At 29.5% G+C, this 13,191-nt stretch carries 12 protein-coding genes; 2 read left to right on the top strand and 10 right to left on the bottom strand.

Annotation, left to right across the window (positions count from 1 at the left end):
• Positions 1–397 precede the first annotated feature (397 nt).
• From rmuC to menA, 6 genes are all read right to left on the bottom strand, one after another.
• Positions 398–1,561 (bottom strand): DNA recombination protein RmuC, encoded by a 1,164-nt coding sequence (gene rmuC, locus JYK00_RS07480; protein ID WP_207566289.1) that lies wholly within the window; start codon positions 1,559–1,561, stop codon positions 398–400.
• Positions 1,558–2,289 (bottom strand): carboxylesterase family protein, encoded by a 732-nt coding sequence (locus tag JYK00_RS07485; protein ID WP_207566290.1) that lies wholly within the window; start codon positions 2,287–2,289, stop codon positions 1,558–1,560. Before JYK00_RS07485 ends, rmuC begins: the two co-directional genes overlap by 4 nt.
• A gap of 183 nt (positions 2,290–2,472) precedes the next feature.
• Positions 2,473–3,057: a DUF981 family protein gene (locus JYK00_RS07490; RefSeq protein WP_207566291.1), complete on the bottom strand. Its 585-nt coding sequence runs from the start codon at positions 3,055–3,057 to the stop codon at positions 2,473–2,475.
• Between the two features lie 29 nt (positions 3,058–3,086).
• Complete coding sequence (locus JYK00_RS07495; RefSeq protein WP_207566292.1) at positions 3,087–3,995, bottom strand: polyprenyl synthetase family protein; 909 nt, start codon at positions 3,993–3,995, stop codon at positions 3,087–3,089.
• Between the two features lie 54 nt (positions 3,996–4,049).
• Positions 4,050–4,658, bottom strand: coding sequence for a CPBP family intramembrane glutamic endopeptidase (locus tag JYK00_RS07500; RefSeq protein WP_207566293.1), 609 nt, complete (start codon positions 4,656–4,658; stop codon positions 4,050–4,052).
• A 7-nt stretch (positions 4,659–4,665) separates the two neighbouring features.
• Positions 4,666–5,538, bottom strand: a complete 873-nt coding sequence (gene menA, locus JYK00_RS07505) for a 1,4-dihydroxy-2-naphthoate octaprenyltransferase (protein WP_207566294.1) — start codon at positions 5,536–5,538, stop codon at positions 4,666–4,668.
• 353 nt (positions 5,539–5,891) lie between these two features.
• Here menA and JYK00_RS07510 point away from each other — a divergent pair, with 353 nt between their 5' ends.
• On the top strand, positions 5,892–6,029 hold the full coding sequence (locus JYK00_RS07510; RefSeq protein ID WP_207566295.1) for a hypothetical protein: 138 nt from the start codon (positions 5,892–5,894) through the stop codon (positions 6,027–6,029).
• Between the two features lie 54 nt (positions 6,030–6,083).
• Here the strand turns inward: JYK00_RS07510 and JYK00_RS07515 are convergent, their stop codons facing one another.
• Positions 6,084–7,055 (bottom strand): PDDEXK family nuclease, encoded by a 972-nt coding sequence (locus JYK00_RS07515; RefSeq protein ID WP_207566296.1) that lies wholly within the window; start codon positions 7,053–7,055, stop codon positions 6,084–6,086.
• Between the two features lie 492 nt (positions 7,056–7,547).
• On the opposite strand from JYK00_RS07515, the gene JYK00_RS07520 reads away from it, so the two are divergent.
• Complete coding sequence (locus JYK00_RS07520; RefSeq protein WP_207566297.1) at positions 7,548–9,593, top strand: alpha/beta hydrolase family protein; 2,046 nt, start codon at positions 7,548–7,550, stop codon at positions 9,591–9,593.
• Between the two features lie 316 nt (positions 9,594–9,909).
• On the opposite strand, the gene pgeF is transcribed toward JYK00_RS07520, so the two are convergent.
• The 3 genes from pgeF to JYK00_RS07535 form a co-directional block, all read right to left on the bottom strand.
• Positions 9,910–10,701, bottom strand: a complete 792-nt coding sequence (pgeF, locus tag JYK00_RS07525) for a peptidoglycan editing factor PgeF (RefSeq protein ID WP_207566298.1) — start codon at positions 10,699–10,701, stop codon at positions 9,910–9,912.
• 17 nt (positions 10,702–10,718) lie between these two features.
• Positions 10,719–11,930 (bottom strand): MFS transporter, encoded by a 1,212-nt coding sequence (locus JYK00_RS07530; protein WP_207566299.1) that lies wholly within the window; start codon positions 11,928–11,930, stop codon positions 10,719–10,721.
• A gap of 126 nt (positions 11,931–12,056) precedes the next feature.
• Positions 12,057–13,187 (bottom strand): carcinine hydrolase/isopenicillin-N N-acyltransferase family protein, encoded by a 1,131-nt coding sequence (locus JYK00_RS07535; RefSeq protein WP_207566300.1) that lies wholly within the window; start codon positions 13,185–13,187, stop codon positions 12,057–12,059.
• Positions 13,188–13,191 lie beyond the last annotated feature (4 nt).

The following is a 13,191-nucleotide window of genomic DNA, read 5'->3' on the forward strand; positions in this document are numbered from 1 at the left end:
ATAATTCGCTTAGCGAAATACGCTTTATTTTCGAAAATAAGCTCCTTTAAAATGCCGCGGGTATGTTATATGATGTCTTTTAAATTTCCGCGGCCTTATTTTTTAAAATACAAAGAATTTGCTATAAGAAGGTATAAAAATGTATATATTGGCGGCACATATCGGAAAAATTAAGAATATTTTTTGATGAAAAATGATTGAAAAACATGGTTGCAATATAAGGTACATTATATTGCAACTATTTTTTTCGTAAATATTCATTTTGATAAGAACATAAAATAATGTAGTTATCCTTTTTATAATGTGGGAAAAGTTTGTAAGAAGGTTAATAGAAAGGAGTGACAGGAAATTTATCCCTTGTCAAAAGGCTGCTTATGCAGTATTGAGATTTTATTCCTCAATTTTTATTTTTTGATACATCTATAGATGAAAAGGCTTCAGTACTTTTTGCTCTAATAACGTTTTCTTTTATTTCATCGTTCGCGTTACGAATCTGAGTAATGGCTCTGTCGATTGCTGTGGTTTTTTTATTAATTTTTTCCATAAGCTGGAGTAAGATTTCAATTATTTGCTTGTATCTTCCTATATCTCCCTCTTCTTTCAATCTTATATATTTATCCTGTAATGTATGGGCAATGACAAAGACATCTTTATAACTACATACGAATACGTTATTCTCTTTTCCTAAACTTATTAATTCGGGTGCAAGTTCTAAAATAGCCTCAGGTACAACTAATATGCAACTATCGATAGTATTTACAAGATTTTGATACTTTTGCACATTTTGAATCTGCTTTTTTACCTTGTTGATTATTTCTTTTTTAATTTTCTCCCTCTCGCTTATTTCCTCAGTCTTACTGTATTTTTCTAATAGTTGAAAAACATCAGGTAACTTTGAATCAATAGGAATATATTTTCCATCGCCTAAATCCCAGGCAAATTCTACTTCACCGTTTTGTGTTTTTAAATTAGTCTTTATTAGTCCTACCTTTATGGAATCTTTCAATGCTTCTTTTAACAAAATTTCACCAGTAATACCCCTTGTTTTGGTACCTGAAACTGTTTTTGCAAACATAGATATCATTCTTTTCATGTCTTCTATTTGAGCATCACGTCTTTTTTCAATTTCTTCTCTTGATTTACCTTGTTCCAATAAAAATTTTTCAGTGTTTTCTTTTTGCTCTTCAAAAAATTCTTTCATTTGTTGAACAAGAGAACTAATTCTTTTATCTTTTTCCTCATCTATTTTTATGGTCTTCTCGCTAAGCTCGGAAAAAAGCTTTTGCGTGTTTTCAATAAATTCTTTAAATCTTCGCTCCTTTTCCTCATTTATTTTCTCTTTTTGCTTTTCAGACTCCATTCTTGCCTTTTCTATTTCTTCATATTTTGCCTTTAACTCTGCTATTTGAACTGAAAGATTGTTAATAGTTGATAATTGATTATTAAATTCCTGAGAAATTTTCTCTTTTTGTCCCAATTTGTACCCAAAAAGATACCCGATTAAGATCCCAAGAATCATTGTAACTAATGAAACCATTACTAAATTAAGAGTACTTATCACACAACTCCCCCTTTAAAATTACTAAATAACCATTTGAGCATAGATTTATCTTGATATGCCAGAACCCATGACTCGTGAGGATCGTGCCCCATGTTTTTTAATAAACCTTCTGGATATTCTGTATAATTAACTTTACCACCGATTTCTTTAAGGGCTTTGACTAATTTCCTTGAAAAATTCACATGAACTATTGAGTCATCTTCGGCGTGGAAAAACCATAAGTGAATGTTTTTAATTTTTTCAATGTTTTTTAGATTACCTCCTCCACAAACAATAACCCCTGCTGAAAATTTATCAGGAAATTCTTTTAGCAGCGTAATTGTCCCAAAGCCTCCCATTGATAACCCGGTTATGTAAATTCTATCTTCGTCAATTGGATATTCTCTTATCAATTTATTGATTACAAGCATAACTGTATATAAAATTGAATTAGGTTCAAAAGCTTCATTATCTTTTGGATAATTTCCCCACCAGCTATTTTCAGGGCATTGAGGCGCAAGAACAAAGGATGGATTTTCACGTTGAATTTCATTAGAAACCCAAATCGTTGCACCTTGATTTGCGGTAATTTGTTTAACATTATCAATTCCTCTTTCACCAGCTCCATGAAGAAATACAATCAAAGGATATAATTTTTGAGTTTTTAACGAAGGTATAAATAAACGATAGGGAAGTTCAATAAATTCATCTTTGTAAACAAAAGGTTTAAATTTCTCAATAAAATTCAATTTAACACCCCCTACTATATTTTAACATAACCTTTCACTGAAGTACTGTTTTTTAGAGTTTCTCACAAAATTTGCGTAACCTTCAAATATGTGAAAAGGTCAAAATTGAATAAAAAAGAATAAAGCAGGGAGTGGCAGACTCCCTGCTTTTAGATTTTATGATTTTACCATAGGAAAGTTAAATTATTTTTTCATGGGAAGAGGTACCCATTTTCCAAAACTTCCCTGTGGATCTGTATGACCAATTAATGAACCAGCCATGGTGATAAACCAGGCTAAAAGAGTCAAAACAAGCAGAATAATTGCCAGTACTTTTATAATTTTGTTATCTCTAAGTTTCCAAACAATAGGGCTTAGAATACCTGTTAAGCCTGTACCCAGGTATCCAAGGAAAGTTTCGACTGGATTTCTTGTAATATCATACTTCAAAATAGCCCCCGATAAGATTACTGCATAAATACCTGCTACAAGAGCAAAAATTGTAACTGGTGTTAAATCCCATCCTTTTGCAAGTGCAAAAGCCGCTGCAAGAAATACAAATCCATATAATGTAAATGCCTCACCAAATACAATGTTATGTACGCCTGGAAGTGGCCATGTTAGTACCATATGCAATCCTGCAATAACTCCTATAAGCCCAACTACACCAAATGCTGGAGAAAATGATTTGCTTTTTTCAGGTTCCATTCCCGACCAGACAAAGAATAATAACAAAGCAAAACCCGCAACAATATCACCCATAAAAAGTGTTAAATAATCAACAAACATACTCTCTACCTCCTTTAGTAGAATAGTACCTATTTGAAAAACTGGTTAAAAATGCCCATCACATAATTGTTTAACCACGAATAAGTTTGTACAAATTTCGTAATCATTCCATTTAATTCATCTTTTGCCTGTTCCAAAATTTTGTTGTTTATTATGAAATTATAAACTTTTTTCCAATCATTTTTTTCGTAAGCTTTAACAAGTGAACTTTCTTTTTCAAAGGCCAGTATTATTGGATAAGATATTATTCCATTTTTTATATCAAGCATAGTTGATTTTCCAACTTTTTCAGGCTTTTCAAAGTCTAAAATATCATCAGCCACCTGGTAATATTGTCCCAGTTTTTCTCCAATTTTGTAATAATCATTGTTTGAATCGCCTTTAAAAATTGAAGGAATCCAGGTTGAAAGTCCAAACAAGCTTCCACTTTTTCCATTTACTATTTCAAAATAAGTTTTTCTCGAGATAGGTTTCCCTTTATTAAGTTGTTCTAACATCTCACCTACTGACATCATTTTAATAACTTTTAAAAATGCTTTTCTTAGTTTTTCGATCCCGATTTCTTCTACCAGTTCAAATGCTAATACCAATACTATATCTCCCACAGCTACTGCGGTAGTATCACCAAATAGAACATTTATGGTTTCTTTACCTCTTCTCATAACAGAATGATCAATTACATCATCGTGTAACAGTGAAGCCAGATGAACAAGTTCTAAAGCAACTAAACTTTTAATATGTTCTTCACTCAATTTTTTAAAGAATTTTTTAAAAAGCATTACTGCCAGTCTTACCCTGAGCATTTTCCCGGAAGGAGGTAAAGAATCATATACATTTTCAGGTAGAGAATTTTTCAATGTTTCTTTAATTTTACTCCTGACATACTCTAAATCTTTTTCTTCTATGTTGTCAAACTGATTTTGGCCATTTATTTTCATCAACAGCATACACCTCCGATGCGAACAATAATGTTCATTTCCTACGGCTTTATATCAATCAAAAGGGAATATAAGGAATACTAATAATCCCCATATCGCGTGTATAAATGCTGTGGTGCTTACTTTCCCTGTAATAGTGTAAACGAAGGCTAAAATCAATCCCAGGAAAAATGCTCCACCTATTAATGCAACATTCCCCGTAAAGATATGTACAACTGAATACAGTATAGAAGAAATAAATATAGCAGGTACAATATTTAGAGTTTGTAATAAATATTCGGTTATAAACCCTCTCCAGATTATTTCTTCAAAGAATGCAATTAATAATAAAGTAATAACTACTTTTAACACGTTTTGTCCCTCTGAAAGTTTGTAAACGGAATTAATATGCGCGTTGAAAAGCGGTATAAAAGATGATATTAAGTCTAAGATTAAAAATAGTACATAACTAAAAATACTTACAATTATAATAATAGGTATTTCTAATCTGTTAGGAACAATGTTTACTTTTCCCCCCATGATAATAGCAAGAACTGCCGCGACTAATGTTGTTAACGTCATTCTTATCCAGAAATCAAACAAATTTGTTTGGAATGCAAAATACCAACCGAAAAATAGGAAAATAACCAATAATACAAAACTTCCTGACTTTATCTTTTTCACTTATTAATCACCTCAACATTGAAACAATAATTATTACAGTAATAACCATTTCTGCTAATGCGCCCATCTTATCTACATTTGCTATTTCTTTTGGAGATTTTTTACCTAAGGCTTTTTCTTTCAGAAGTTTAAAAATGGATATATATAATGGAAGGACTAAAAAACTTAACAATATAAAAGCATTAAAAACTTTCATTAAATACAAAACAATAAACAAAATGTATATTAAAACTACAAGTATAAAATATAAATTCGCAGCTTTTTTATCACCAAGAATAATTGATAGTGTTTTTATTCCAACCTTGCTGTCAAATTGTGAGTCTCTAATCTCATTAGCATGTAAAATAAGATCTGTCATCAAACCTATAGGAATTGAAAGTAATAAAGCTTTATATGAAAATTGCCCTGTCTGAACATAATAGGAGCCCAAAACCATTAATGGCCCCATCAATATAAACACCTGAAACGTACCTAACGCTTTGTATTTTAACTGTAAAGGTTTCCCAGTGTACAAATAACCAAAAAGAATTCCTACAATTCCATACCAGATTAAGCCTGTGCCAACCTTTAAAACAAGATATAATCCCAGAAGTGTCCCTAAAATATAACAAACAATACTTATAGTTACTATCTTTGAAGGTTTAACTTGACCATTAATCAATAATCCACTGGAACCTAAAGAATTTTTATTATCAACACCTTTTTTAAAATCAAAATAATCATTTGTCGTATTTACACCAGCATGAATTAAAATTGCTGCTAAAAGTGATAAAAAATAAAGTGAAAAATTGAACCTTTCTGCTAACAAAGCTCCTACAGTTACAGGCAAAAAACTGGCTACAAATGAAAATGGTCTAATAGCAATTAATAGAACCTTCATCCTGATTCCTCCTTTGGGATGGAACTGCGCTTGAAAATGTTAAACCAAGTTTTAATAAGACTTTCCCCAAAAAAGCATTAAATTCAAGAACAATTTCTGAACGTGAAAAAATTCTCCTGTAGTCTTTTCTCATTGTGCTGATATTATACCAAAAAGACGTGATTTTAAGCAAACGTCTAAAAATAATAAAACAATTTTAATAAATAAGGAAGCGTACAATAAAAACAAAAAGTATTGCAAAAGTTTATACAATACCCTGAAAAAGAAGAACAAAGACAACATTTTACAACCAAAACTATTTTCTGTTCTTGTGTTATAATTATTTTGGAAAAATAAAAAGGAAGTGGCTGAAAATGGATTACGTGTTATTTCCAGACGTACATGTTAAGTATAATGACACTAATGCTAAACCGTTTCTAAAATGGGCTGGTGGAAAATCTCAATTAATAGGTGAATTATATAAAAGATTACCAAAAGGTAAAACTGCATGAGAGATGTTCAAAAATGATCTTATAGTAAATTGTTGACTACTAACAATTTTGTTCTTATACAATCGTAAATTTTAACATTTTTAAAAGCTCTTCGAATGAATAAACGTCATTAATGTCTAAATCTTCAAAATAGTATCTCACGTAAACAATATTATTATCCTTTAAGTGTATTAATTTTGGAAGATCCTTAGCAATTAAAACCCCTCCGAGAGCTTCTTTCCCAAACTGGTTCAAATAATTTTGCAATTGTTTAATATCGTTTGTAGTAACTTTTCCTGTCTTAACTTCTACTAATATATACCTGTTTATAGCTATTGGGTACTTTAGTTTTATAAAAATGTCAACAAATCCTTCAGGTAGGGCTTTTTCGCCTAAAATTTCAAAATCATCTATAGAAAAACTTTCTTTAAAAGCTTCTAAAATATCTTTTAGTAAGAAATTTTTTATTTTTTTACGTATTAGAGATTGAAGAATAAGTTCGTGAAAACTAAATTTAAATGGTATTTCTTCATTTTCTTTGCTGAAAACTATCTTGGGAGTAAACGTTTCGGAATTAATTTCCAAAGTTTCTGGATTTCCTTTGTTTATTTTTCCAAAACTTGAAACGTTGTGTAATGTTGTTAGATCAGCTTGAAAATGAGTCTTCCTATATCCTCCTCTTAATAATAAATTTTCAGCTACATACGAAAACTCAGCTCTTACTAATGATTCATCTAAACTTCTTACTTTTTCTAAATATAATCTAAACGGGAAATAGTATATTCTACCTGAACTTTTGAATTTTATTAAAGGCCAAGGAGGAAGTTGATCTGCATTTTTAAAAGCCATTTTTTTAGTAACACGATATAAGTCTTTTATTTTTGCGCCGTAAAGAAAAGAAATATAATCTCCTATATTTATGTCAGAGTATGTCCAAAATCCGTTGATACTATTTGTAAATCCAGCTATAGCATATTTTCTACACAATTCAAGATTATTACTATTTGAAACAGAAATTAAGAAATAATTAATTTCTGAATTTATCATTTTATCACCTACATTTTTAATAAATTTCCAGATATTAAAAAGTAAACCTTATATTTCTTTTAATTCTTTGAAAAAATAAATTCTTTAAGCAAAAAAGATAATTTTTTAGATGTTTTATAATGGCCTTTTTTAATCATTATAGCATGCTTTACAAGAAATATTTCTAATTACTTTTAGAAAAGTTGAAGTATCTATTGTCATTTCCATGTCTTTCGACAACATTATTAATTATATTGAATTTTTCTACTTCTTCAAAAATTCTTTCATATTTACTTGATCTAAAAGATTTTTTTAAATCACATGGTTGTTATTGGAAATAAAGTGCGCGAAAAAAATATAAAAAAATTATTTAAACTTAATTTTTGTGATATAATCTTTCTCGTACGGTTTGGCAATTATAAAAGAGTTGTGTATCAGTGATTAATAGATGATTATTTTTTAATTTATGTTGTTAAGAATAAATCTACTTTTTTTAAAAAGGGGGGGAGTTTAATGAGTACAAGTAGGAAAGACAATGTCAAAAAGTTACTTGTGATATCATTAGTCCTGATAATTCTGGGAAGTTTTTTGGCTCATATGTTTAACACTTCGTTTTATAAAGTCAAAGTTACCCGCATTAAATTTAAGACGGAAAACGGTACACTCTCTGGGTTACTTTACATGCCCAAAGATGCAAATTCCAACAATCCTAAACCCACCATAATTACAACTCACGGTTATTTAAATTCTGCCGAAATGCAAGATGCGGGAGCAATTGAAATGTCAAGAAGAGGGTTTATAGTTCTTGCACTTGATATGTATGAACATGGCCATTCTTTGTATGGGAAAGAATATAAAGCTTCCAGTGCATTCTTTACTTTTTGGCCTGTAAGTTTGTATGACGCTGTACAATACATGTACAAACAAAATTATGTTTTGAAGGATGAAAAAGGAAATGGAATCATAGCAGTGGCAGGACATTCAATGGGTGGTTTTTCAACGACTATGGCAATTGTAAGAGATGAACAAGACTTTGCACAAACAGGTATTAGAAAAATATATGCTGGATTACCGATGGCTTCAGATTATAGTATTTCAAGTTATATTGGAGTTACCGCTGATGTGGCATTCCAAGCATACGGTCCTAGACCAATTGGAATTGTAGCTGCACATTATGATGATTTTTTCTTTGATCCAGAAGCCAGAAAAACTGGTGAAACAGTTGTTTTTAAAGATTATATTAAAACAACTGAAGGACAAGCCTTTTTGGGTAATCCTCCAGCTCCAAAACAAGATACCTTCTATACTTTAAAAAACGGATCAATAAGAGTAATTTTTGAACCATATGAAATTCATCCATGGAATCATTTCTCTTATACCACAACAGGTCACCAAATTGAGTTTTATTCCCGTGCATTTGCAAAGTATGCTGATTTACTAAATCTTGATTTATCAAAAACAAACCAAATTTGGTTTTTAAAAGAATATTCAGAATTCATTGCATTAATTGGATTCTTTATGTTGCCAATTGCATTAATTTTATTACTTATAAAATTACCATTTTTTTCTTTGTCAAAAACTACACCTGTTGAAATATTTAAAGGCTCCATCTCCAAAAAATCGGGTATCGTTTTATGGAGTTTAACCATATTCGCTATATCATTCCCCGCATTATTCTTTCCAACATTGATGGATAAAACAGGATTAGGTATGGCTATTTTAAAATATGCTTCGATAACATTAATGATTGCTGCAACTGTGATAGGACTAATCGTTGCATTTAAAAGAAAAGAAAAAGCAAAATCTACAATCTTGGGAACAATCTTAATAATCTTAGCAAATTTAAGTTTGTTATTAACTATTATTTACTCAAATAAGATGTTTAAACTAAATAGTTATTTTAATCAACCAACAACCAATCAAATTCTTTACTGGGCAATTGTTGTTGCCGAAGTAGTATTGATAATAGAATTAATTAATTACTTTACTATAAAGAAACCTGCAGGTGCAAATTCTAAACAATATGGTTTTTTGGTAAACCCAAAAACAATTGTTGCTTCGTTAATTACTGTAATTTTCGCAGTCTTTTTGTCATATTTAGTTCTTTACATTGTAGACGCCGTATTTAAAACCGATTTTAGGATATGGACCTGGGCAGTAAAAACGTTTGAAACATGGCATCTAAGTGCTGCACTTAGATATATACCCCTTTATTTTATATTCTATTTTGTTATGACTGTAGTCGTAAATGCTCTATCTAATCAATTTAAAGGATGGAAAGGATACGTGATTGCTTTTGTTCAAATGTTTGGGGGACTAGTAGTCTATTTATCGCTTCACTATGGACTACTCTTTGCAACTGGAAGAGCATTTTGCCCTGATCAATCACTAACAAGTATATTGTTATTTGCACTTATTCCAACTTTATTAGTTGCAACTGTTTATATGAAATACTTATTTAAGAAAACTGGAAATGTGTACACTGCTGCTTTTTTAAATGCCATTTTAATGACAATGATTACAGCAGCAAATACAATTACATACGTTAATTTAAAATGATTTCGTGATTTACTATTACCAAAGTTAACAGTATTTGCTAGACTATAAAAATGATGGCCATATGTCAATAGGAATTGGCATATGGCTTTTTTGTTTTAGAAATGTAGACATAGCAACAGTAAAACAAACCAAACAAGGAACTTAAAATGTAAAGAAAGGAAAGGCAACAAAAGAGCAAAATTAGAAAATTAATAAAATTAATTGCAAGGAATTCTGGGGCTTGCATTGTAAAAGACATCCAAAATATATTTTAATATTTAACTAAAATGTTGTTCTCATATCTTTTAAATTTTACCCTATGCCTACAACCTCACTTTCAATCTAACAATCCCACAAAAACAGCAAATCTTTTGTGTGTTTTTTCTTTTCTATATGAATAAAAATACTCAGTATTTACATATGTATCAATCATTGAATTTTCAATATTTATAATTCCAACCTCTTTTAATTGAATTTCCGCTATCTTCCACAAATCAATATATACTTTCCCATCTTTTAGTTTCACTATTTGATTTCCATATTTTTTTATAAATTTTTCTGCAACATCCGTTCCAACCTCAAAACTTTCTGGCCCAATTGATGGCCCTATACTTACAAAAATATCCTGGGGTGCACAATTAAATATATCAACCATTCTCATAATTAAGTTTTTTGGTGTTTCAATTAAAGTTCCACGCCATCCTGAATGTACAACACCTACAACATTTTTAATAGGATCATATGCGATTATAGGCATACAATCAGCATATTTCGTAACCAGGAAAATACCTCTTGTGCTGGTCATTAATCCATCTGTCCCTTTTATTACGTTATTCCAATATACTCCAGTTAAATATGATTCATCAATATATTCAACTTTTTTACCATGAACTTGATTAGTAAAAACCATTCTATTCAAATCAAGTTCCAATTTATCAGATAACAGGTTATAATGTTCTTGAAAATTTTCATTATTAAATGACAAATCTAGGTCTTTAATATCAGTATTTCCCACTTTAATCTTTCTTGTAGTAATAAAATGGTTTAAATTTTTAAACTGAAACAATAATCTCGATTGACAGATTGTTATACCATTTACATCTTTACAAATATAATTTCCTATTTGCATATTTTCCTCCCTAATATTTATTTTTTACTGATATATTTAAACTTCTTACTTTTCAAATTTACAGCTACGTTTATTATACTAAAAATTAAGATTACTATTGATAACGTTTTAAATGAACTTTTAAATGAAAATAAATCAGCAAACTTACCGAAAAGTGGAAAGATTATAATCATATAAAAGCTATAAACCATTGAACACATTGAAAGAATAGTTGCTCTTTTTTCACTAGGTATGTTTTTGTTAACAAAGTCATTATAAACGATAAACAGTATTCCAACAATTCCACTCATTAATATATTGAAAATGTATGGTGCCTTTGATACTAAACCAAAGGACAATAAAGAATAAATCAAAGGCAATACCATTAATATTACTTTTAACCCTATTCTTTTTTCAATTCTGTGTGAAAAATATGACATAGTAGCACTAAATAGACCTGATATTGCCATTATTATCCCTATTTCAAACTGATTAAACCCAATTGATAAAAAATAATTTTGTAAATAAAAAAACAAAGTAGTTCCAACTACAAACATACCTTCTATAAAAAAGATTAAATATAAGACATCCTTTCTGTTTTTTAAATATTTTAAACTTTCATATGCATTTTTAAAAACAGCTTTCAATGATTTTATTTGATGTTCTTCTTTTATTTTAGGTTCTTTAAATGTTAATGATTGAATAATTGCAATTAATCCTAAAATAATTACATAAATAAAAACCAGCTCATATTTTATTTTCGCAATATATCCACCTAATACATATCCACTAATCATACCTATTTGAGTTATTAATTCAATTTTTCCGGCAATCTTCATATATTCATTTTTCCGTTTTATTTCTTTTAAAGAATCATATATTAAGGCCTGTCCAGCACCAGATTCTAAATTATACGATAAAGCCATTAAGGACATAGCTATAGCAAAATTATAAAAATTGTTTCCATATAACATTGTTATATTAGATACAACCCACATTATTCTGCCTAATGTTCTACTTGTTTTTCTTCCAAAAATGTCAGCTATAGCACCTGTTGGAACCTCCATTAAAAATGAAGTAATATGGAATATCCCCTCTAATATTCCTATCTGGGTTAAACTCATTCCTTTATATGCTAAATAGAGCATCCACACGGTAGAAATTAAATTAAAGTTACTCAAAAAAGTATAAACAAATTCTCTGTTAATATTCTTTTTTAGCTGAGTTGTATATCTAATATCTTTCTCCATTTTCTATCACCTTTAATTATTTTAAAATTTTTGTGTATATTTAAAATAAAAAAAACCCGAAAAGCTCAGTTTTCGGTGCTTAAAAAACATTAAATTCAAAAAATAATCCCGAAAAAAGAACTTTTTTCATAAAAACTTACTAATTAACTTTTCTTCCTCTTTCCAAATTTCTTCAATGTTTCCTTCATTCCATTCCATATTTAAAGCTCTTTTTTCAAGTTTATCTCTTTGAAGTATAAACTCATTAGCAAGAGTCTTATTTTTTGAAAGTTCTAAAACTAATTTTCTTCTCTTTTGCCAGTATTTAATAGCTTTTCTTGTTTCATTTTCAGAAAATAAAAATTTGCCATTAAATAAAAGTGGTTTATAAACTGATAAACAAGGGCGAGGACTTAATGTAGCAAAAATTTGTATTTCTCCATCTTTTAATTTAACCACAATACTTCCAGTTGTTTCACTTGATATCAAACTCCAGGCATGCATACAAATATTTTTCATTGAACCATTGAATATATTTTTTGAGTTTGTATGTATTCTGGTTATTTTAAAAACATTATTTAAGTCTATATTACCTCTTCTCTTTCTTAATTCTTCACGTGTTAAAGCTCTTCTAAAATCACCTGAAGCAACTTTTGCAATCAGTCTTCTTTCAAAAGTTGCTTTGAAATCTATATCTTTTCCTACAGATGATTTAAAATGGTCTTTTTTAATACTCAATGAGTTGGAAATTGAATCAAAATCTTTTATTTCTTTTACTGCCCATTCCCTTCCTGCTGTTTCAAGAACAAATGCTTTATTAAAATCAACTATCATATATGAATTATCATATGTTAAATTCTTTTTATACCCGCATTTTCCACCCTGGCCATATTGCTTAAGTAACTTAATTATAACTTCAACTGCTTCTTCTGTATTTTTTGATCTTTCAAGTGCAAGTCTAACATAATCCATACCAATTAAAGATTCTTCTTTTGAAATTAATTTTGTAAATACTGCTTCATTTCCAATCACCACCCCATACTCATTAATTCCCATTTCTGCGCCCCATATCCAGGATGGTTTAAAAAGCATACATGCATATGTCTCAGGAACCTGATCAACTTCAATGTATGTACATTTTACTTTCTTTTCATTATGTTTTTTTCTTTCAACAAAAATACCAATATGAGGTTCAGCAGGTTCTCTATCACTGTTTTTTGCAAATATTATTGAATTATCCTTTGTTACATTTGACAATGCTACAAAAGTATCGCACATGTGA

The organism is Thermosipho ferrireducens (assembly GCF_017358165.1).
Taxonomy (GTDB): domain Bacteria; phylum Thermotogota; class Thermotogae; order Thermotogales; family Fervidobacteriaceae; genus Thermosipho_B; species Thermosipho_B ferrireducens.